General features: G+C 73.4%; 2 protein-coding genes. Both read right to left on the bottom strand.

Annotation, left to right across the window (positions count from 1 at the left end; translation table 11 throughout):
• Window position 1 precedes the first annotated feature (1 nt).
• The gene (locus AC07A4_RS11170) at window positions 2-17,533 is read right to left on the bottom strand and encodes an amino acid adenylation domain-containing protein (protein WP_478596080.1); all 17,532 of its coding nucleotides are present in this window, start codon (window positions 17,531-17,533) and stop codon (window positions 2-4) included.
• Window positions 17,530-24,060, bottom strand: a complete 6,531-nt coding sequence (locus AC07A4_RS11165; protein ID WP_478596078.1) for an amino acid adenylation domain-containing protein — start codon at window positions 24,058-24,060, stop codon at window positions 17,530-17,532. Before AC07A4_RS11165 ends, AC07A4_RS11170 begins: the two co-directional genes overlap by 4 nt.
• Window positions 24,061-24,445: the final 385 nt, after the last annotated feature.

The following is a 24,445-nucleotide window of genomic DNA, read 5'->3' as shown; positions in this document are numbered from 1 at the left end:
CTCAGGCTTCGAGGTGACGGTTGATGACCTCGCAGATGCCTGCCGCGTGCTTCGGGGAGGTCATCCCGAAGTGCGTGGACCGGATGTCGTACGTGTGCACGGCGCCCTCGACGTGCGGCTCCCACAGGGCGGCGTCAAGACCCGGGCTGAGCGTTGCCCGGAAGAAGAGCGCCTCGCCCCGGTAGCGGGGCTGAGTGAACTCCCGTGCCATCCTGACGTGTTCGACCATCAGGAGCGTGCCGTTCTCGATGAGCGCGGTGCGGTCGGCCGCGTCGTCACCGACGCTCGACGGCAGGTACTCGCTGAGGAAGGCCCGCGCCTCGGGCGGGTTGAGGACCACCTCCTGCCGGGCGAAGTGACCGCTCGGCGCGGCGTCGAGGAGCACGACGAGCGGAACCCGGTGCCCCCGGCGCTGCAACTCGGCGGCGATCGCGTGCGCGAGGGTGCCGCCGATGGAGTGCCCGATGAAGCGGAAGGGGCCCTCCGGCTGGACGGCGAGGATCTCGTCCGCATAGTCCTCGACCATGGCCTCGAAGGACTCCGGCAGTGGGGTCCCGTCGAAGCCGCGTGCCTGGATGCCGTACACCGGCCGGTCACCGAGCCGCACCGCCATGCCCAGGTACGACCAGGACAGGCCGATGCCGGGGTGGACGCACCACACCGGCGCCCCCGCGCCACCGGACCTCAGCGGCAGGACCACGCCGAACGGATCGCTGTGCCCGGTCGGCTCGGCGCCCGCGGTCAGCTGGGCCGCGAGCTGAGCGACCGTCGGCGACTGGAACACCGTCCGCATCGGCACATCCACCCGCAGGACCGACTGGATCCTGCTGACCAGGCGCGTAGCCCGCAGCGAGTGGCCGCCGAGGTCGAAGAAGTGGTCGTCGATCCCGACCCTCTCGACTCCGAGGACCTGCGCGAACAGACCCGCAAGCACCTCCTCCTGCGGGGTGCGCGGCGCCCGGTAGGACACCGGGCTGAGCAGCTCGGAACTGGGCAGCGCCCGGGGATCCAGCTTGCCGTTCGGGGACAGCGGGAGCCGGTCGAGGACGAAGAACGCGGCGGGCACCATGTACTCCGGCAGCCGCTCGGCCACGAAGGACCGCAGCTGCGCCGTGCTGACCTCGCCGTCGTCGGCCTCGATCGCGTCGGCCTCGATCGCGTCGGTCACGACGTAGGCGACGAGCCGCTTGCCGCTCCTGCCGTCCTGGGCCACCACGGCGGCCTGGGCCACCCGAGGGTGGGCGGCGACCGCCGCCTCGACCTCGCCCGGCTCGATGCGGAAACCACGGATCTTGACCTGGGTGTCGGCGCGGCCGACGTACTCCAGCTCCCCGTCGGCGTTCCAACGGGCGAGGTCACCGGTGCGGTACATGCGTGCCCCGGCCGGACCGAAGGGATCGGCGACGAAGCGCTCGGCCGTGAGCGCCGGGCGGTCGTGGTACCCGCGGCCCACCCCGGTGCCCGCCATGTACAGCTCGCCGACGGAGCCGTGGGGCACCAGGGCCAGGGTGGGACCGAGGACGTAGGCCCGCAGGTTGTGCAGCGGTCTGCCGATGGGAACGCCCCGGAGGGGGCCGTCCTGCGGCACCACGTGCGAGGTGACGTAGAACGTCTCGCTCGGACCGTAGCCGTTGACCACGCGGACCTCGGGCCAGACGGCGCGGACCCGTTCGACCAGGGCGGTCGTCAGGGCCTCACCGGCGAACACGAGGGTCTTCGGGCGCACCCGCTCGCCGAGCTGGTCGACGAGTTCGGCGAAGGCGGAGGGCACCGAGCTGATGACGTCCACCTCCCAGGTGTCCCGTTCGGCCAGGGCGAGCACGTCCCGGACCAGCTCCACGCTGCCGCCGGTGGTCAGGGACACGAACAGCTCGAACGCCGCGACGTCGAAGCCGATCGAGGTACTGGCCAGCATCCGCCAGCCGTGCGGCAGGCCGATGTCCTCGGCCAGGCTCGCCAGGGCGTTGGTGAGGTTGTGGTGCGTGATGCCCACTCCCTTGGGCAGCCCCGTCGAGCCGGACGTGTACACCTGGTACGCCAGGTGGTCCGGGCGCAGCGGCCGGACGCGGTCGGGGTCGGCCAGGTTCGTGCCGGGCAGGGCGGAGAGGTCCACGCGGTCGAGGGACAGCGGCTCCGTGTCCCGCTCGGGGAGCAGGCCCACCGTCGTGGAGTCCGTGATGACCAGGCGCGGGCCGGCCGTGGACAGGAGGTGCGCCATACGTGTGCGGGGGTAGTTCAGGGCGATCGGCACGTAGGCGGCCCCCGCCTTGAGCACGGCGAGGAGGGCCACGACCAGATCGGGTGTGCGCGGCAGGGCCACGGCGACACGGTCGTCGGGGCCGATCCGCCGCCCGGCGAGGTGCCGGGCGAGCCGGTTGGCCCGCTCGTTGAGCTGACCATACGTCAGGGACTGGTCCCCGCAGACCACCGCCGTCGCGTCGGGACGCTCGGCGGCCCGCCGCTCGACCAGCTCCGTGACGGTCGTGGCCGGCAGCTCCCGCGCGGTGTCGTTGAAGCGGCGCAGGACCAGGTCCCGCTCGGCCGCGTCGAGGACGTCCAGATCGGAGAGCGGCGTGTGCGGGTCGGCGGCCAGCTGCGCCAGCACCCGGCCGAGCCGCTCGGCGATCTTCTCGACCGCGTCGCGCGTGAACATGTTGTCCTGGTACTGCAGGCCGAGCCGCAGGTTCGGGTCGGTCGTACCGGCGAGCATCAGCGGGTAGTGCGTGCCGCTGAGCATGCGGATGCCGGTGACGGTGAGCCCGGACGCGGTGTGCGCGTCGGTGAGCCCCGAGCGGTCCACGGGGAACGACTCAAGGATCACCATCGAGTCGTACAGGACACCCACGCCGACCGCCTCCTGGATCTCGCTGAGGCTGTGGTGATGGTGGTCCATCAGCGCGGTGTGGTGCTCCTGAAGGCGGGTGAGGACCTGCGCGAGCGTCTCCCGCGGGGCATACCGCACCCGGACCGGGAGGCTGTTGATGAACAGGCCGACCATCTCGTCGGCGCCCGTCAGCTGCGGGGGACGCCCGGCGACGGTGGTGCCGAAGACCACGTCCCGCCTGCCCGTGAGATGGCCGAGGAGGATGCCCCACACACCCTGGATGAGGGTGTTGAGGGTGATGCCCAGCTCGCCGGCGCGGCGGCTCAGGGCGCGGGAGACCTCCGCGCCCAGGGGCAGTTCGAGCCCGTCGAGGCCGCCCTGCTCGGTGCCCCCGGCGGCCGCGAGCATCGTGGGCTCGCTCACGCCCTCCAGCTCCCTGGCCCACGCCCGCACGGCGGCCTCGTGGTCCTGGTCGGCCAGCCAGGCGAGGAAGGCGCGGTAGGACCGCACCCGCGGGAGCCTCGACACGTCGCCCTCGGACTCGTACAGCAGGATCAGATCGCGCATCAGATGGGAAAGCGACCAGCCGTCGTACAGCGCGTGATTGACAGTGAGGACCAGCTCGCTGTGGTCGGCGTCCATCCGCACCAGCGTCATCCGCAGCAGCGGCGGTACGGCGGGGTCGAAGTGCGCCGCGTGGTCGGCGGCAAGGAGCTCCTCGTAGCGCGCTGTGCGCTCGCTCTCCGCCAGGTCGCGCAGGTCGACCACGTTCCAGGGCAGCGTGACGCGGCTCTGGACGAGCTGGACCTCCTGGCCGCCCGCGGTGCTGGTGAAGGCCGCGGCCATGTTCGGGTAGCGGCCGAGCAGGGCCTGGCCCGCGACGCGCATCCGCTCCGGCTCCACGCGGCCTGACAGGTGCAGGACGAGCTGGATCCGGTACGCGTCGAAGGAGTCCTGGGCCAGCACGCTCTGGAAGAGGATCCCGGACTGCGTCGGGGTCACCGGCCACACGTCCACCAGGCCCGGGTAGCTCTCCTCCCAGCCCTCCAGGTCGCGTTGGGTGACCCGCACCAGTGGCACGTCCGACGGGGTCAGGCCGCCCGCGCCCGGTTGCGCGGCGTGCCGGGCCAGGCCGTTGAGGGCGGTGCTCCACAGCTCCGCGAGTTCCTCCGACTCGGCCCGCGTGAGCAGCTCGGACGCGTACCCGATCTCGGCGGTCAGCCGCGGGCCGTCCACGGTGTCGAGGACGAAGGCGTTGACCTCGACGGTGGCCAGGGCGGGCATGTCCGCGTCCAGGCCGGCGGTCAGGCCGTGTGCGTCGGCCGCCGCTGTCCAGCCCGTATCGCCGTCGCCGCGCTGCTGGTCGCCCGCCGGGAAACGGCCCAGGTAGTTGAAGGAGACCTGCCCGGTGCCGTGCGCGGCGAGGACCTGCGCGGTCCGTGGGTTGAGGTAGCGCAGTAGGCCGTAGCCGATGCCCTTGTCCGGGAGCGCGGCCAGCTGTTCCTTGACCGCCTTGATGAGGCCGCCCGCGGACCGGCCACCGGTGCGCGCCTCGTCGAGGTCGAAGCCGCCCACGTCGAGGCGGACGGGGAAGACGCTGGTGCACCAGCCGACGGTGCGGGACAGGTCGGCGCCGGGTGCCGCTGCCTCCTCGCGGCCGTGGCCCTCCAGGCGCAGCAGCAGCGAGGACTCGTGCACGCCCCGGTGCGCGCGCCACTGGGCCACCGCGAGCGCGAGCGCCGCTAGCAGGCCGTCGTTGGCACCGCAGTGGAAGGCGGTGGGCAGCGCGGTGAGGAGCGCCTCGGTAGCCGCGACGGGCAGCCGCACCTCCACCGTCTCCACGGTGGAGCGCAGGTCGACGGCCGGGTCGAAGGCCCGCGACCCGATGGCCGGATCCGGGCCGTCGACGACGGAGCGCCACAGCTCCAGCTCCGCCGCGCGCCGCGGCCGTGCCGCCTCCTCGACCAGGGCGTGCGCCCACTGGCGTACGGAGGTGGCGACCGGGGCGAGTGCGGGTGTGCGGCCCGCGCGGACCCGCTCCCAGGCCTGGGCGAGGTCCGGCAGCAGGATGCGCCAGGACACGCCGTCGACCACCAGGTGGTGCAGGACCACGATCAGCCGGCCTGCGGCCTGGGGGCCCGCGTCGAACCACACGAACCGCGCCATCCGGCCCGACTCCGGGGCCAGCAGGCCCACCGCCGCGTCGAGTTCGGCCGCGGCGCGCTCCCGCCACGCCGGGTCGTCCCACGCGCCGTCGCACGCCACGCGGCGGATCAGCCGCGAGACGTCGGTCGTGCCGGGCGGGGCCACGTCGAGTCCTGGCTCGGCGCCCGTGACCAGGCGGGAGCGGAGGATGTCGTGGTGGTCGAACACGGCCGCCAGGGTGGCGGCCAGACCGGACTCGTCGACCCCGGCCGGCAGATTCAGGACCATCGACATGGCGAACCGGTCGTAGCTGCCGGTCAGTTCGGTGAGGTAGCGCGCCACCGGAAGCAGCGGCATGAAGCCCGTGGCGCCGCCCTCCAGCTCCGCCAGACCCTGGCCGTGCGGGCCGTCCGTCCCGGCTGCCGCGGCCAGCTCCGCCACCGTGCGGTGCTCGAAGATCTGCCGGGCGCTGACCTCGATGCCCTGCGCCTTGGCGCGCGAGACGACCTGGACGGAGCGGATGGAGTCACCGCCGACCGCGAAGAAGTCATCGTCCACACCGACCTGCTCGACGCCCAACACCTCGGCGAAGACCTCGGCCAGGACCTGTTCCCCGGCGGTGCCCGGCGCGCGGTAGACCACACCGCTGGACTCCGGCTCGGGCAGCGCGGCCTTGTCGAGCTTGCCGTTCGGGGTCAGCGGCAGCCGGTCGAGGAGCACGAACACCGACGGGACCATGAACTCCGGCAGCCGCGCGGCGGCGAATCTGCGCAGCTCGTCCACGGACACACCGGTGGTCAGGTCGAAGTCGCCCTCGTCACCCGCGTCGCGGTAGCTGGTCGGCACGACATAGCCGACCAGCTGGGTGGTGCCGCGCAACTCGCGGGTGAGCACCACGGTCTGGGCGACACCGCGGTGTGCGGCAAGGGCGGCCTCGATCTCACCGGGCTCGACGCGGAAACCGCGGACCTTGACCTGGTCGTCGCCGCGGCCCAGGTACTCCAACTGCCCGTCGCCGCCGCGCCGGACCACGTCGCCCGTGCGGTACATCCGGCTGCCGGGGGAGCCATAGGGGTCGGCGGTGAAGGCGCCCGACGTCTGGCCGGGGCGCCCCAGATAGCCGCGGGCCAGGCTCGGTCCCGCGACATACAGCTCACCGGGGGAGCCCGGCGGGACCGGTGCCAGACGCTCGTCCAGGACGTACAGACGCGTGTCGGTGATCGCCGTGCCGATGGGGGCACGCCCGGCGGCCAGCGGGGTGCTCGCCGTGGCACACACCGTGGTCTCGGTGGGGCCGTAGGCGTTGATGAGGTGGCGTCCCCGCGCCCACGCGGTGGCCAGGGCGGGTGGGCAGGCCTCGCCCGCCACGGTCAGGACCCGCAGGTCGGTGAGGGTCCGCGCGGCGTCGGCGGGCAGGGTGCCCACCACGCTCGGCGGCAGCGTCACATGGGTGACGCGCCCCGCGGCCAGCCACTGGGCCAGCTCCTCACCGGCGACCTTCTGCTGCGGGGGCACGATGAGGGCGGCGCCGGTGGTCAGGGCCATCACGAGCTCCCAGAACGCGGCGTCGAAACTGGGCGAGGCCTGCTGCAGGACGCGCGCGCCGCCGTCGAGCCCGAAGTGCTCGCGATGGGTGGCGCTGAGGGCGGCAAGCCCCGTGTGGCTGACGCTCACCCCCTTCGGGCGGCCCGTCGAGCCCGAGGTGTAGATGACGTACGCCGGGTTCCGCGGGAGCAGGGCGGTGACCGGGTCGCTGTCCGGGCAGTCCCGCAGGGCCTCCTGGACCGCGGGGTCGTCGAGGGCGACCAGCCGCGTGGCCAGGCCGTCGGGGAGGTCCCCGGCCGCGCCCAGGGTGGTGAACACCACGGGGGGAGCCGCGTCCGTGACCATGTACGTGAGGCGGTCCGCCGGATAGTCCAGCGCGATCGGCAGGTACGCGGCACCGGCCTTGAGGATGCCGAGCGCCACCGCGACCTGGTGCGCGCTGCGCGGCATGGACACGCCGACGAGCTGCTCGGGGCCGATGCCCCGGGCGATGAGCCAGTGCGCGATCCGGTTGGCCCGCGCGTTCAGCTCGGTGTACGACCAGGCGTCGTCCACCGACTCCACCGCCAGAGCCGTGGGGGCCTCCTCCAGGCGGGCCCTGAACAGCTCCGGGAAGGTGGCTACTTCGACGCTCCGGCCGGTCTGCTGCTCGGCGAGGAGCTGCTCCCGGCGCTCGTCGGCGGTGAGGACGTCCGCGTAGCTGATGCGGTGCGACGGATGGGCGACCGCGGTGGACAGGAGCTGCTCCCAGCGGGCGATCAGCGACCTGACCGTGGAGGCGTCGAACAGCTCGGCGGAGTACTCCACCGCGACCTTGATGCCGGCGGGCGCGGAGCGGTCGGTGAAGGTCTCGCTGAGGCTGAACAGGAGGTCGTAGCGGGCCGTGCCCGTGCCCACGCCCTCACCGCGCACCCGCAGTCCGGGCAGCTCGAAGGCGGCGTCCGCGTTGTTCTGCAGCACCAGCGCGATCTGGAACAGCGGGTGCACCGACGCCGAGCGCCGCGGGTTGAGCTTCTCCACCAGCGTGTCGAACGGGATGTCCTGGTGGGTGTAGGCCGCCAGGCTCGCCCTGCGGACCTGTGCGATCAGTTCCGCGAACGTCGGGTCCCCCGTGGTGTCGGTCCGCATGACCAGCGTGTTCACGAACAGGCCGATGAGGTCCTTGAGGCTGTCGTCGGACCGCCCGGCGATACCGCTGCCGATGGCGATGTCCGTGCCCGCGCCGAGGCGGGTGAGCAGCGCGGCCATCGTGGCCTGGAGCACCATGAACGGCGTCGCCCCCGAGGCCCGCGCCAGCTCCCCGATGCCCTGGTGCAGCTCGGCGGGCAGCGTGAACTGCAGCAGGTCACCGCTGTAGTCCTGGACCGCGGGGCGCGGCCGGTCGCCGGGGATGGTGCACTGCTCGGGCAGCCCGGACAGGTGCTTGGCCCAGTACGCGTACTGCTGGCTGAAGACACTGTCGGGGTCGCTGTCGTCACCGAGCAGCGCGTGCTGCCACAGTGTGTAGTCCGCGTACTGCACCGGCAGCGGCTCCCACGCCGGTGCCTTCCCCCCGGCGCGGGCGGTGTAGGCGGTGGCCAGGTCCCGCGCCAGCGGCGCCGCCGACCAGCCGTCCGCCGCGATGTGGTGGATCACCAGCGCGAGCACGAACTCCGTGGGCGCGGTGGTGAACAGCCACGCCTTCACCGGCACCTCACGGGCCAGCGCGAAGGCGTGCCGGGCGGCCGCCGCGAGCGCGTCCTCGAGGCGCCGGCCCTCCGCCAGCTCCTCGACGTGCAGGCGCAGACGTGCCCGCTCGGGAGTCCACACGTCCTGGAACGGCTTGCCGTCCACCTCCGGGTACACCGTGCGCAGCGACTCATGCCGGGTGAGCACGTCGTTCAGGGCGGCCTCGAGCGCGGCCACGTTCAGCGCGCCGCTCAGCCGCAGCACCAGGGGCATGTTGTACGTCGCCGAGGGGCCCTCGAACTTGTGGAGGAACCACAGGCGCTGCTGGGCGTGCGACAGTGGAAGCCGCTCCGGGCGCTCCTCGACGCGCACCAGCGGAGCCTGGACGCGGGCGCCGCCGTCCAGGTGCGGCGCCAGGCCGGCCACCGTCGGCTGGTCGAACAGCGTGCGGAGCTCGACTTCGGCGTTCAGCTCGGCACGGATGCGGTTGACGAGGTTGGCGGCGAGCAGCGAATGCCCGCCCAGCGCGAAGAAGTCGTCGTCGATGCCGACGCGTTCGAGGTCGAGCACCTCGGCGAACAGCTCGCACAGCAGCCCCTCGCGCGCGTCGCGCGGGGCCCGTCCCGCGGCGGCTCCGGCGAAGTCCGGGGCGGGCAGGGCAGCGCGGTCCAGCTTGCCGTTCGCGGCGCGCGGCACCGAGGCGATCGCGACGACCGCGGCGGGCACGAGGTGCGCGGGCAGTCGCTCCCGCAGATAGCCGCGCAGCGAACCCACCAGGGCGCCGATCCGCGCGGCCGCGGCCGGGGAGTTGGCCAGCGCCCGGTCACTCCGGCCGGAGGGCAGGAAGGTGCCCGTGAACGGGCGTGCCGCCGGCGGGCCGTCGGTGAGGACGACCGCCTCGAAGCACTCGGCCGACGCCGACCAGGTCAGCAGCGCGCCCCAGCCGCGTTCGGCGGCCCACTCGTGCACGTCCTGCGGATCGAGGGCCGGGCCGACCGGGCCGACCGGGGCGGCGGCCAGGACGCGGGCGCCGACCGCCAGGTCGAGCTCCCCGGTGAGACGCGCGTTGGGAATGCCGGTGACGCGCACCGGTCCGCCCCGCCGCGCGCACAGCTCCGCCAGGGCCGCCAGGGTGTCGGCGTCGCGGCCCCAGGCCAGCTTCGGCACCCCGGACAGGTCCACCGGCTCGGCGGGCCGCTTGTGCAGTACCACCTCGTAGCGGTGGCGGGTGAGCTCGTTGTGCGCGGCGCCGGGCTTCAGCCGGATGTCGGCGCCCGCCGCGCCGTGCCGCGCGGCCCACTCCGTGAACCACTGGGGGTCCAGGAGCAGTTCGGGCTCGGTGAGGACCGCGCGGACGATCGCCGCGCGCGCCGCCGACGGGGTCGCGTCGGGGTGCTGGGCGTACTGCACGCCCGTGCTGAACACCGGCAGCGTCGCCGCGTTGCGCACGTCCCCCACCACGATCCGGCCGCCGTCGGCCAGGAGCTCGAAGGCCTGCGCGAGAACGCGGTCGAGGTAATCGGCGTGCGGGAAGTACTGGACCACCGAGTTGAGGGCGATCACGTCGAAGTGGCCCCGGGGCAGCCAGGAGATGTCATCGGCCTGTGCGTGACGTAACGTCACCTTCTCGGCGAACCCGGCCCGTTCGGCCTCGCCGGTCAGCCGCTCGATGACCGCCGAGGACAGATCGCTGGCCCAGTAGTGCTCCACGTGCGGCAGCACATGGGCCATGATCAGGCCCGAGCCGACACCGAGTTCGAGCACGCGGCGGGGCCGCCAGCACAGGATCTGCTCGACCGCCGCGTCCCGCCAGTGCCGCATCTGCGCCGGCTCGATGGGCATGCCGTCGTAACTGGAGTTCCAGCCGAGGAAGTTCTCGCCCCACTCGGTGCTGGCGCCCGAGTACACCTGGTCGTAGATCTCCTCCCACTCGTGGACCTGCCGCTCGGCCTGGTGCGTGTCGTCGATGCCGTCCAGGTCCGGTACGACGTAGGCGACCAGCTGTCTGCCCGCCGCGCCCGCGCCGCTGCGGGCGACCACCACGGACTGGGCGACGCCTGGGTGCGTGGCCAGTGCGCGCTCGACCTCGGCGGGCTCGACCCGGACACCGCGGATCTTGACCTGGTCGTCGTCGCGGCCGGTGTACTCCAGCTGGCCGTCGGCGTTCCAGCGGGCCAGATCGCCGGTGCGGTACATGCGCGCGCCGGGCGGGCCGTAAGGGTCGGCGACGAAGCGCTCGGCGGTCAGGCGGGCGTTGCCCAGGTAGCCGCGGGCGATGTTCCCCGCGACGTACAGCTCACCGATCACACCCGGCGGCACCGGGGTGAGACCCGGGCCGAGGACGTAGGTGCGCATGTTGCCCAGCGGCGTGCCGATGGGGGTGGGGTCGGTGGCCTGCCAGGCGTGGCCCGGCGGGAGGGCGAAGGTGGTGGCGTAGAAGGACTCGGTCTGTCCGTAGGCGTTGACGATCCGCGCCCCGGGCAGGGCCCGGCGGATGCGGTGGAGGAGGGCGGCGGGCAGCGCCTCACCGGCGAAGACGACGGTCTCCAGGCCGCGGACGGCGGCCATGCGGTCGCCCAGCTCGGCGAAGACCGACGGCACCGTGCTGATCACGCTGGCCGGGACGGCCTCGCGCTCGGCGAGCACCAGCGCGCTGTCGACGACGTCGACGGTGCCGCCCTGGGCCAGGGTGGTGACGGTCTCGAACACGGAGACGTCGAAGTTGATGGAGCTGCCCGCGAGCATCCGGGTGTCCGTGTGGACGCCGACGCGGTCGGCGAGCCGGGTGACGCCGTTGACGACGTTGGCGTGGCTGATCACGACGCCCTTGGGGGTGCCGGTCGAACCGGAGGTGTACATCACGTACGCCGCGTGGCCCGGCCGCGGACCCACGGCCCGCGCTTCTCCGCTGTCGCCGGAGTCGAGGTCGACGTCGTCCAGGAACAGCGCGGGGACGGCGGACTCGGGCAGGACGGCGACGGTGGCGGCGTCGGTGAGGACAAGGCGCGGCCGCGCGTCGGCGAGGATGTGTTCCAGGCGGGTGCTGGGGTACGCGGGGTCGATCGGCAGATAGGCGCCGCCGGCCTTGAGGATGCCGAGCATGCCGGTGATCAGGTCGGCCGAGCGCGGCAGTGCCAGGCCCACCACGGTCTCCGGCCCGACCCCGCGTCCGGCCAGCTCCCGTGCGAGCCGCTCGGCGCGGGCGTCCAACTCGGCGTAGGTGTACGCCACATCACCGCAGCTGACGGCGGTCCTGTCCGGCGTCCTCGCGGCCTGCCGCGCGACCAGGGCGGGGATGGTCAGCTCGGGCGTCGGCGCGGCTGTGTCGTTGACGCCGGTCAGGAAACGGTCCCGCTCGGCGGGCGTGAGCAGGTCCACGCTGCTGAGCGGGGCCCGCACGTCCTGTGCCAGCGCGGCCAGGACCCGGCCCATGCGCCCGGCGACGGCGGCGGCCTGCCGCTGGTCGAGGAGGTGGCGCTGGTACTGGAGGTGCACCTTCAGATGGGGCTCGGCGAAGGCCATCACCACCAGCGGGTAGTGGGTGCCGGACAGCGGGCTGATCCCGGTCACGGTGATCCCGGCGGCCGAGTAGGCCTCGCTCAGCCCGGCACTGTCGACCGGGTAGGACTCGAAGACCACCATCGTGTCGAACAGCGTGCGCAGCCCGGTGGCCTGCTGAATCTCCAGCAGGCCGTGGTGATGGTGGTCGAGCAGCGCGCCCTGGCGCTCCTGCAGGGCGGTGAGGAACGCGCCGAGCGACTGGCCGGGGGCACACGTCGCCCGGACCGGCAGTGTGTTGATGAACATGCCGAGCACCCCGTCCGCGCCCGCGACCTGCGGCGGGCGCCCGGAGACGGTGGTACCGAACACCACGTCCTGACGACCCGTCAGGTTTGCGAGGAGGATGGCCCAGGCGCCCTGGACCAGGGTGTTGAGGGTCACCCCCAGCTCACCGGCGCGGCGGGCGAGGGCGCGCGACTGCTCCGGGGCGAGCTCCACGTCGACCTGGCCCACGCCGGTCGGCGCGACCTCGGCGGGGGCGGTGTCGGGCAGCAGCAGCGTGGGCTCCTCGACACCGTCCAGCTCCCGCGCCCAGGCCCGCGCCGCCTCCTCGCCGTCCTGCTGGGCCAGCCAGGCGAGGAAGTCGCGGTAGCGGCGTGGCCGGCCAAGGGCGGTGGCGTCCCCGGCCGAGCCGTACAGGCGCAGCAGGTCCCGCATGAGCAGGGGGATCGACCAGCCGTCGAACAGCACGTGGTGGGCGGTGAGGACCAGGTCCCAGGCGTCGTCCGCCAGCTTGATCAACGCCATGCGCAGCAGGGGAGCGGCGGCCGGGTCCAGGCGGGTGGCGTACTCCTCGTCGAGGAATCGCTCAAGCCGGTCCGCGCGCTCGCCCTCGGCGAGACCGCTGAGGTCCGCCTCGTGCCAGGGGAGCGCGACGCCGTCCTGGATGATCTGGACGCGCTCGCCGGTGCTGTCGGCGGTGAAGGCAGCCCGCAAGTTGGGGCAGCGGTCCAGCAGCGCTTGACCGGCGGCCCGCAGCCGCCGCGGCTCCACCGTGCCGGTCAGGTGGAAGACGAACCGCATCCGGTAGGCGTCATGCGCGGCACCGGCCAGCTCGGAGTGGAAGAGCAGGCCGTTCTGCATCGCGGTCAGCGGCCAGACATCCGTCAGCTTCCCGTACCTCCGGGACCAGCCGTCCAGCTCGCTCTGGCTCACCCGCACCAGCGGTACGTCCGAGGGCGTCAGGCCGCCCGCGTCCGGCTCGGCGGCGTGCCGTGCCAGGCCCTCCAGGGCGGTGCGCCACAGTCCGGCGAGCTCCTCCACCTCGGCCCGCGTGAACAGGCCGGAAGGAAAGTCGAGCCGGGTGGCCAGGCGCGGGCCCCGCTCGGTGTCGGACACATACGCGCTGATGTTCAGGGCCGCGAGGGCGGGCATGTCCGCGGTGGGTTCCGCCTGGAGCTCGGTGGTGCCCTCCACCTGGGTGAAGCCGAGGTCGCGCGGCTCCTTGCGCGCGTGGGTCGAATCCGCGTACCGGCCGAGGTAGTTGAAGGAGATCTGGCCGGTCGCGTACCGCTGGAGGAGGTCGCGGGTGCGCGGGTTCAGATAGCGCAGCAGCCCGTACCCGATGCCCTTGTCGGGCACGGCGAGCAGCTGCTCCTTGACGGCCTTGACCGCGGCCCCGGCCGCGCTGCCGCCCCGCAGGGCGTCGTCGATGTTCACGCCCGCCACGTCGAGGCGGACGGGGAAGACGCTGGTGCACCAGCCGACGGTGCGGGACAGGTCGGCGCCGGGTGCCGCTGCCTCCTCGCGGCCGTGGCCCTCCAGGCGCAGCAGCAGCGAGGACTCGTGCACGCCCCGGCGCGCGCGCCACTGGGCCACCGCGAGCGCGAGCGCCGTCAGCAGGCCGTCGTTGACCCCTCCGCGGTAGGCGGCGGGCAGTGCGGTGAGCAGGGCCTGGGTGGCCGCCGTCGGCAGCTCCACGCGCACGTGCTCGACCGTGGCCATGGTGTCGATCGCCGGGTGGAAGGGGCGCCTGCCGAGGGTCGGGTCCGTGCCCACGACGATCGAGTGCCACAGGGCCAGCTCCTTGGTGCGCAGGGCGGAGCTGGCCTCGTCGCTGAGGGCGTGCGCCCAGCGCCGCATCGAGGTGCCCACCGGCTCCAGGTGAGGGGCGTTGCCGTCGCGGATCTGGCGCCAGGCCTGGGCGAGGTCCGGCAGCAGGATGCGCCACGACACGCCGTCGACGACAAGGTGGTGCAGGACGACGACCAGGCGACCGGCGCGCTCGGTGCCCGCGTCGAACCACACGAACCGCGCCATGACGCCTTCGGCGGCGTCCAGGCGGTCGGCTGCGGCGTTGAGTTCGGCGGTGGCCCGCTCCCGCCAGCCATCGGCCCACGTGCCGTCGCACGGCACGCGGTGGATCAGTGACGTGATGTCGGTCGTGCCGGGCGGGGCCACGTGGAGTCCCGGCTCGGCGCCCGTGACCAGGCGGGAGCGGAGGATGTCGTGGTGGTCGAACACGGCCGCCAGGGTGGCGGTCAGTCCGGCTTCGCCGATGCCCAGGGGCAGGTCGACGGTCATCGCCATGGTGAACCGGTCCAGACCGGCCCCCAGTTCCAGCAGGTAGTGGCCGATGGGCAGCAGCGGCAGGAAGCCCGCGCCGCCGCCCTCCAGTTCGTCCAGGACGGGGCCGCCCAGGCCGCGGTTGACGGCGATCCCGGCGAGCTCGGCGACCGTACGGGCCTCGAAGATCTGCCGGGCGGTGATCTCGACGCCCTGGGCGCGGGCGCGGGAGACGACCTGGAGGGAGCGGATGGAGTCGCCTCCGGCGGCGAAGAAGTCGTCGTCGACACCCACCTGTTCGACGCCGAGGACCTCGGCGTACACCGCGGCGAGCACGTCCTCGACCGGGGTGCTCGGGGGCCGGTAGGCGGTGGAGGTGAACTCCGGCTCGGGCAGCGCGGCGCGGTCCAGCTTGCCGTTGGGGGCCAGCGGCAGCCGGTCGAGCAGCACGAAGACGGAGGGCACCATGAACTCCGGCAGTCTGCCGGAGACAAAGGCGCGCAGCTCGCGCGGGGAGACGGCGGTCGTCAGGTCGACGTCCAGGTCGCTCAGGCTGTCCACCGTGCCGTGCCCCGGCCCGGACGCGCCCGCCGGCACCACATAGCCGACGAGCCGGGTGGTGCCCCGGCCCTGGCGCGTGACCACCGCGGCCTGCGCGACGCCCGGGTGGGCGGTCACGGCCGCCTCCACCTCGCCGGGCTCGATGCGGAAGCCGCGCACCTTGACCTGGTCGTCGTCGCGGCCGGTGTACTCCAGCTGGCCGTCGGCGTTCCAGCGGGCCAGGTCGCCGGTGCGGTACAGGCGCGCCCCGGCGGGGCCGTAGGGGTCGGCGACGAAGCGCTCGGCGGTCATGCGGGCCTGCCCGAAGTAGCCGCGGGCCACCTGGCCCCCCACGTACAGCTCACCCACCACGCCCGCTGCCACCGGCTTGAGGCCGGGGCCGAGGACATAGGCGCGCATGTTGCTGATGGGGGCGCCGATGGGTGTGCTGGTGAGGCCGGGCGGGGAGCCGCCGGCGGTGTGGGTGGTGGCGTAGAACGACTCGGTCTGTCCGTAGGCGTTGACCACGCGCACGCCCGGGATGGCGTCACGGACCCGCTGCACCAGCGCGGCGGGCAGCGCCTCACCAGCGAAGACGACCGCGTCCGCGCTGATCTTGCCGCCGAGCTGGTCGAGGAGTTCGGCGAAGACGGACGGCACGGTGCTGATGACCCCGCCCCTCCAGCCGCCGCGCTCACCGATCACCAGGACGTCGCGGACGACCTCCAGGGTGCCGCCGACGGCCAGGGTGGCGAACGTCTCGAAGACGGACACGTCGAAGTTCACGGACGTGCTCGCGAGGGTGCGCGTGCCCGCGCCGATGCCGACCCTGTCGGCCAGGGCGAGCACGCCGTTGACGACGTCACGGTGGGTGACGGTCACACCCTTGGGCGTGCCGGTGGAGCCGGACGTGTACATCACGTACGCGGCGTTCGCGGGCCGCGGGGCGGCCAGGCCGAGGCGCGGGCCGGCCGCGGCGAAGTCCACGTCCTCGACGCACAGGACGGGCACGTCGCCGCCGGGCAGCACTCCGGCGGTGGCCGTACTGGCCAGGATCAGCAACGGGCGGGCGTCGGAGAGGATGTGGCCCAGACGCGTACTCGGGTACTTGGGGTCGATCGGCAGATAGGCGGCGCCCGCCTTGAGGATGGCGAGCATGCTCACGACCAGGTCGGCCGAGCGCGGCAGCGCCAGGCCCACCACGGTCTCCGGCCCGACCCCGCGTCCGGCCAGCTCCCGCGCGAGCCGCTCGGCGCGGGCGTCCAGCTCCGCGTAGGTCAGCTCCAGGTCCTCGGACACCACCGCCGTCCCCTCGGGCGCCGCCGCCACCTGACGGTCGATGAGTGCCGGCACGCTCAGCTCGGGAACCTCGGCCGCCGTGTCGTTGAAGGCGCCCAGGACGTGTGCGCGCTCGTCGTCGGAGAGCAGGTCCGACAGCGCCACGGGCCGCGAGGGCTCGGCGGTCAGCTGCTCGACCAGGCGCACGAAGCGGTCCACGACGGCCTCGGCCGTGGTCCGGTCGAACAGGTCGGTCGCGTACTCCAGGAAGACGTACAGGCCCGGCTCATCGGGATCGTCGAAGAAGTTGAACTCCAGGTCGAACTTGGCCGTCGGCGTCGGCAGCGGCCCGAAGCGCGCCGTGAGGCCGCCCGGAAGGCCGGTCTCGATCCAGCCGCGGGTCTCCCAGGTGAACATGGTCTGGAACAGCGGGTGGTAGGCGCTGGAGCGCTCCGGGTTGAGGCTCTCCACCAGGAGCTCGAACGGCGCGTCCTGGTTGTCGTACGCCGTCAGCGCCTTGTGCCGCACCTGCGCGAGCACCTGCTCGAAGGACGGAGTGCCGGACAGATCGGTGCGCAGCACCCAGGTGTTGACGAAGAAGCCCACCAGGTCCGCGAGTTCGTCATCGGTGCGGCCCGCGATGGTCGAGCCCAGCGTGATGTCCTCGCCCGCCCCCAGCTGGTGCAGCAGCACGGCGAGCGCGGCCTGGAACGCCATCGGAGTGGAGACCCCCGCCCGCTTGGCCAGGATCTCGACCTTGGCGAGCAGGACCTCGTCGAGGGTGATGCCGACGCCGTCGCCTCGGTGGCTCGCCACCGGCGGCCGCGGCCGGTCCGTGGCCAGGCGCATCGGCTGGGGCACGCCCGCGAGCTCCTCGCGCCAGTAGGCCAGCTGCGTGGACAGCACGCTGTCGGGGTCGTCCGCGGCGCCCAGGACCTCGCGCTGCCACATCGTGAAGTCCACGTACTGAACGGGCAGTTCGGGCCAGTCGGGGGCCTCGCCGGTGACGCGGGCGGTGTAGGCGGCGGCCAGGTCGCGTGCGAGCGGGGCGATCGACTCGCCGTCGGCCGCGATGTGGTGCACGAGCAGCAGCAGCTGATGCTCCTGAGGGCCCGCGCGCAGCAGGGCCGCGCGGACCGGGATCTCCTCGGACAAGGCGAACGGGCGGGCGGCGGCCGACCGCACCGCCTGCTCCAGCTCACCGGCGGCCACCTCGAGGAGGGGGATGTCCAGGCGGACGTCCTCAGCCGGGAGGACCTGCTGGGCGGGCACGCCATCGGCGCTCTCGACGATCAGGGTGCGCAGGGTCTCGTGCCGTGTCACGACATCCCGCACCGCCGCCGTCAGGGCGGCCTCGTCAAGCTCGCCCGTGAGCCGCACGAGGAAGGGCACGTTGTAGGTCGCGGACGGGCCCTCGAACCTGTCGATGAACCACAGGCGCCGCTGGGCGAAGGACAAGGGGATCATGACTGGGCACTCCTGTTGATGGTGCGCAGGCGGGGCGTGGTGGCCGCCGACGCGTTCGACACCGTGCGCGCGAGGTCGGCGATGTCATCGGCGGCGAAGACCGCCCTGATGGGCACGCTGACCCCGAGCGTCTTGCCGATCCGGCTGGTGAGGCGGCTGGCCAGCACGGAGTCACCGCCCAGTGCGAAGAAGTCGTCGCTCATACCGACGCGTTCGAGCTTGAGCACCTTGGCGATCAGCTCGCACAGCTGCTCCTCCTGCGGGGTGGAGGGAGGGACATAGGCACGGCTCGTGGCCTCGGGCGCGGGCAGCCGGGCCTTGTCGACCTTGCCTCCGGCGGTCAGGGGCAGCGCGTCGAGGACCGTGAAGACGGCGGGGACCATGTACGAGGGCAGGCGCCGCGAGACGAACGCGTGCAGCTCCTCCGGCGCCGGGGCCGTGTGCGCGCCGTCGGCCGTGGCCGCGACGACGTAGGCCACCAGCTGCCGCCCCTGTTCCACGGTGTGCGGCACGACGACGGCCTGCGACACGCCGGGGTGCTGCGCCAGGGTGATCTCGATCTCGCCGGGCTCGACGCGGAACCCGCGGATCTTGACCTGGGTGTCGGCGCGGCCCTGGTACTCCAGGTCGCCGTTGGCGTTCCAGGCCACCCGATCGCCGGTGCGGTACATGCGCTCACCGGGTGCCCCGAAGGGATGGGCCACGAAGCGCTCGGCGGTCAGGGCGCCGCGGCCCAGATAGCCGCGGGCCAGGCCCACGCCGGACACATACAGCTCACCGGTGACCCCGGGTTCGACCGGGGCCAGCTTGTCGTCCAGGACGTGGACGGCCTGGTGGTCCATGGCGCTGCCGATGGGGAGCGGCTCGGTGACGTCCTCGGCCCGGCGCAGGGGGTGGCTCGTGGCGTACACGGTGGTCTCGGTGGGGCCGTAGATATCGTGGACGGTGAGGCCGGGGACGGCGCGCAGAACGCGGCGCACCGCCGTGGGGGAGACCACCTCGCCGCCGCTCCAGAGGGCCTTCAGGCCGGTGAAGGCCTCTGGCTGCTCCTCGGCGAGCGCCCGGAACAGGGCCGGGGTGAGCAGCGCCGCCGTGACGCCCTGCCCGGTGATGAGCCGGGCCAGGGCCGCGGCGTCCAGGTGGCCGGGCGGGGCCACCACGACGGCACCGCCGCACAGCAGCGGGATCCACAGCTGGAAGGTGGAGGCGTCGAAGGCGAGCGCGGACTGCTGGAGGACCCGCGCGTGCGCGGCCCCCTGGAAGCGGCGTTCCACGGCGAACCTGGCGACACCGCGGTGGGTGATGCCCACGCCCTTGGGGGCGCCCGTCGAGCCGGACGTGTAGATGACGTGCGCGAGCTGCTCCGGATGGCCACCCACCCCCTTGAGGGGGCCGGCCGGGGCCGCGGCGAGCGCGGCGAGCGTTTCGGGCTCGTCGAGGACGAGGCGGGGCCGGTCGCTCCCGGGGAGCTTCGCGCCGGTCGCCGCGTCGGTGACCACGACGACCGGCGCGCTGTCACGGAGCATGAACCGCAGCCGCTCGGCCGGGTACGCGGGATCGAGCGACAGATACGCGCCGCCCGCCTTCAGGATCGCGAGGAGCGTCACCACGTACTCCACGGAGCGGCCGAGGAGCACCCCGACGACGCGGTCCCGCATGACGCCGCGCTCGCGCAGCAGGTGCGCCAGGCGGTCGGCCCGCTCATCGAGTTGACGGTACGTCAGCTCGAGGGCGCCGAGAGCGACCGCGACGGCGTCCGGCCGCTGTGCCGCCAGCCGCTCGAAGATCTCCCCGAGGGTGGCGTCGGGCACCGTCTCGACGGCGTCCCCGTCGAGGGCCGCCGGGCGCCCTGCCTGCTCGCCGCCCTCGGCCGGGGCCAGGTCGCCGATGCGCGCGTGCGGCCGCGCGGCGATCTCCTTGAGGACCCGGCCGTACAGGTCGGCGATCCGCCGCGCCCGCTCGCGGTCGACCACGTGCGGCCGGTACTGCAGGCTCAGGCGCAGGTGAGGGCCGTCGGGGTAGACGAAGACGGCTACGGGGAAATGGCTGGCGGTGAAGGAGCGGATCCCGCTGACGGTGATGCCCGCGGCCGCACCAGCCTCCGCGATGCTCTCGCGGTCCAGCGGGAACGACTCGAAACCGATGAGGCTGTCGAACAGGGCGGGCAGCGTCGAGGTACGCAGGATCGCGGTGAGATCGTGGTGATGGTGATCGAGCACCGCGCCGCCCTGGCGCTCCTGAAGAGCCGTCAGCATCTCGGCGACGGTGCCGTCGGGGGTGCGGGGGACGCGCACCGGAAGGGTGTTGAGGAACATGCCGACCATCGAGTCGACGCCGGGCAGCGTGGTGGGGCGCCCGGCCACGGTGGCGCCGAGTACCACGTCCTTGCCGTCGCTCAGGCGGCTCAGGACGATGCCCCAGGCCCCCTGCACCAGGGTGTTGAGCGTGACCCCGGCCTCGGCGGCGCGGCGCGGCAGCGTGCGGGCGGCGTCGGCGGGCAGCTCCACGTCGACCTGACCGATCCCCGAACCGCCGGTGTCCGGGCGGGCGCCCGGCGCGATGAGCGTCGGATCGGTGAGACCCGCGAGCTCCTCGGCCCAGACGCGGGCCGATTCCCGCGGGTCCTGCCGGGCCAGCCAGGCGAGGTAGTCGCGGTAGCTGCGCGCCGGCGGCAGCGCGGCGGCGTCGCCGTGGGTGGCGTACAGGCGTAACAGGTCCCGGGTGAGCAGGGGTACGGACCAGCCGTCGAAGTGGGTGTGGTGCGAGGTCAGCACCAGCTCGTGACGGTCCGCCCCCAGCGTCAGGAGCGACATGCGCAGCATCGGCGGGACGGCCGGGTCGAAGGGCACCTTCAGATCGCTCGACAGGAACTGCTCGTAGGCCGTGTCCCGCATGGCCTCGCCGAGGCTGCTGAGGTCGAGATACTGCCAGGGCACGGCGATGCCGTCGACGACGAGCTGGATCAGATCGCCGTCGGGGCCGGGGACGTACGCGGTGCGCAGCACGGGATGCCGGTCGAGCACGGCCTGGGCGGCACTCCGCAGTCGGGGTGCGTCCACCGGCCCGGACAGGCGCAGCGTGTACTGGCAGACATAGGTGTCGAAGTCCGAGCCCTGCTCACGCTCCATCATCGAGTGCACAAGCAGGCCCAGCTGCAGCGGGGCCACCGGCCAGATGTCGGACAGGCCCGGGTACCGCTCCTGCCAGGTGTCGATGTCGGCCTGGCTGATCCGGACCAGCGGCACGTCGGACGGCGTCAGGCCGCCCCCGCCGGGCTGTTCGGCGTGCCGGGCCAGAGCGGTGAGGGCCTGGGCCCACAGGTCGGCGAGCTCGCGCACCTCGGCCGGGGAGAGCACGCCCCGCGGGGCGGTGAACAGCGCGCCCAGACGCGGACCGGAGGGCGTGTCGGTGACGCCGGCGTTGATGTCGATCTCGGCGTGCGCGGGTGTGCGGGGGTCATGGCCGGTGTCCAGCGTGGCGAGTTCGGTCACGCCGGGCACCTGGGTGAAGCCCAGGCCCCGCAGGCCGGCGGGCATGTCCGAGGCGGCGGAGAAGCGGCCCAGGTAGTTGAAGGAGATCTGCCCGCTGCCGTAGCCCCCGAGGACCTCGGCGGTGCGTGTGTTGAGGTGGCGCAGCAGGCCGTAGCCGATGCCCTTGTCGGGCAGCGCGCGCAGCTGCTCCTTGACGGCCTTGACGGCGGCGCCCGCGGCCGGGCCGCCGGCGAACGCCTCGTCCAGGTCGACGCCGGTCACATCCAGGCGGACGGGGAAGACGCTGGTGAACCAGCCGACCGTACGCGACAGATCGGCGCCGGGGGCCGCGGCTTCCTCGCGGCCGTGGCCCTCCATGCGGATCAGCGTGGCGGGCTCCCGCACACCCCGGCCGAGCCGCCACTTCGCCACGGCGAGGGCGAGGCCGGCCGCCAGACCGTCGTTCACACCGCCGTGGAACGCGGCGGGCAGCGTGGTCAGCAGCGCCTGGGTGACATCCGCCGGAAGCTCGACGCGGGTCTCGGACAGGGTGGAGACCGTGTCCACCGACGGGTCCAGGCGGTGGTGCCCGAGCACGGGGTCGGGGCCGTCGACGACGGCGCGCCACAGGTCGAGCTCGGCCACCCGCCGCGGGCGGTGGGCCTCCTCGGCCAGCGCGTGGGCCCAGCGGCGCACCGAGGTGCCCACGGGGGCGGGTTCGGGCGCCTGGCCGTCACGGATCCGCTGCCAGGCGGCTGCCAGGTCGGGCATGAGGATCCGCCAGGAGACACCGTCGACGACCAGGTGGTGCAGGACCATCAAGAGCCGTCCGGCGCGCTCGGCGCCGGCGTCGAACCACACGAACTGCGCGACGACGCCCGCCGCCGGGTCCAGGCGGCCGGCGGCGGCGTCCACCTCGTCGAGAAGCAGCTTGCGCGCGGCCTCGGGCACACCGGCTCCGGTGTGCCGTGGCTCATCGGGGGCAACGCGGTGGATGAGGCCGTCCACGTCCACCGATCCCGGCGGCGCGACGACGAGGCCGCCGCCTTCGGTGTCCACGAGGCGGGCGCGCAGCAGGTCGTGACGGTTGATCACGGCCCGCAGGGTGGCGGCGAGCCCCGCCCGGTCGATGCCTTCGGGCAGGTCCAGGAGCATCGACTGGGAGAAGCGCGCGAAGCCGGGACCCCGGCTCATGAGGAACCGCGTGACCGGCAGGTGCGGCAGGAAGCCCACACCGCCGCCGTCCAGTTCCTTGAGTGTCTGTGCGCCGTCCGCCCCCGGCACGGCGGCCGCTTGTGCGAGCGCGGCCACCGTGCGGTGTTCGAACACGTGCCGCGAGCTGAGCTCCACGCCGTGCGCGCGGGCCCGCGAGACGACCAGGAGGGACTGGATGCTGTCGCCGCCGAGCGCGAAGAAGTCGTCGTCCACACCGACCCGGCCCAGGGCGAGGACCTCGGCGAAGGCGCAGGCGAGGACCTCCTCGGCAGGTGTGCGGGGCGCGCGGTAGGCGGCGCCGCGGAACTCCGGCATCGGCAGGGCCTTCTTGTCGGCCTTGCCGTTCGGGGTCAGCGGCACCTCGTCGATGACCATGACGACGCTGGGCACCATGGAGGCGGGCAGCCGCCGCGCCACGAACGAGCGCAGCTCCGCCGCGCCGAGTCCGGCCTCGAACGCCACGTGCCCGGTGCCGCTGCCGCGCTCGGCCTCGTGCGACTGCGCGTCGGCGACCGGCGCCACGTAGCCGATCAGCTGCTTGCCATGGCTCTCGGACTCGTGGACCACCACCACGGCCTGGCGCACCCGCGGGTGCGCGGCGAGTGCCGCCTCGACCTCTCCGGTCTCGATCCGCAGCCCGCGCAGCTTGACCTGGTCGTCGCCGCGGCCCAGGTACTCCAACTCGCCCTGCGCGCCGACCCGTACGGTGTCTCCGGTGCGGTACATCCGTCGGCCCGCGCCGGCGAAAGGATCTGCCACGAACCGCGCGCCGGTCAGCGCCGGGCGTCCGAGATAGCCGCGGGCCAGGCTGGGACCGGCCACGTACAGTTCGCCCGGCTGCCCGTCGGCGACGGGGGTGAGCCATTCGTCGAGCACATAGAGGCGCGTGTCGGCGATGGCCGTGCCGATCGGGGCGTGGCCCGAGGTCAGGGGAGCGCTCATGGAGGCACACACCGTGGTCTCGGTGGGGCCGTAGGCGTTGATGACGCGGCGGTCGCGGGCCCAGCGCTCCGCGAGCCGCGGGGGGCAGGCCTCGCCGGCGACGGTGAGGACGCGCAGAGCGGTCAGGGTCTGGTGGGCGTCGGCGGGCAGGGTGGCCAGGATGCTGGGCGGCAGCGTGATGTGGGTGACCCCGCGCGTGTCCAGGTCGTGGCCCAGCGCGTCACCTATCAGGCGCTGTTCGTCGGGCAGCAGGAGTGTCGCCCCGCCGCTGAGGGTGACGAGCAGCTCCGATACGGCCGCGTCGAATGTCGGCTGGGCGAACTGGAGGACGCGGGCGCCCGCGGTCACGTGGAACCGCTCCACCTGGGCGGAGCTCAGCCCGGCGAGGCCGGAGTGGGTGACGGCCACCCCCTTGGGGCGGCCCGTCGAGCCGGAGGTGTAGATGACGTAGGCGAGATGCGGCAGCGCGAGCGGTGCGGTGCGGTCGGCGTCGACGGGGTCGGTGACGGCGGACTTCTCCCAGCCCGCGCGGACGTGCTCCGTGTCGACGGCGACGAGCAGCGGGGCGAGGGCCGGGGGCAGTTCGGGGGCGAGGGCCGTGGTCGTGAGGATCAGGGCGGGGCGGGTGTCGGCGGCCATGAAGGCGATGCGCTCGGCCGGGTGGTCGGCGGCGATGGGCAGATAGGCCGCGCCCGCCTTGACGACGCCCAGGATGACGGCGACCTGCTCGGCGGAGCGCGGCATCGCCACGCCGACCAGCTGCTCGGGGCCGAGGCCGCGGCCGATGAGCCAGTGCGCGACGCGATTCGCCCGCTCGTTCAACTCCGCGTAGGACCACGTGTGGTCGGCCGCCTCGACGGCTGGCGCGTCCGGAGCCACGGCGACCCGCGCCTCGAACAAGGCGGGGAAGGTGGCCGGGGTGGAGGGGCGCGACTCTCTGACGGGGGTCTCAGCGGAGGTCTCAGCGGAGGTCTCAGGAATATCGGTCACAAAGGCTCCAGAAGCTCAAGAATCCGTGCGGGATGCGGTGAACGGAGCGAGATCGGTTCGCTCGAGGGTGGAGCGACAACGCTCCGGACACCAAGACGGGTTCCGGCACTGACACGTGACGCCGGGAGCTGGAGAGGAATGGTGAGGCAACCGAATCCAGGACGCGGCCGGTTCTCGTCAGAGGGGGGCGGTCCGCTTCTCCGTCGGCTTCCGTCTTGGTCGCCAGTCGTGGAACAGAAAGGTAAGCACGCTGACCCGGCGGATTGTCAATGGTCGGTGAGGCGTGAAGCGTGCA

The sequence above is a fragment of the Streptomyces sp. NPDC043996 genome, from assembly GCF_056435225.1.
Note: the sequence above shows the minus strand (reverse complement) of the source record. Positions and strands in the feature narration are given on the sequence as shown.

Excerpts from the sequence above, each read along its gene's own strand:
- AC07A4_RS11170 (WP_478596080.1), bottom strand. The coding sequence starts at position 17,533 with ATGATCCCCTTGTCCTTCGCCCAGCGGCGCCTGTGGTTCATCGACAGG.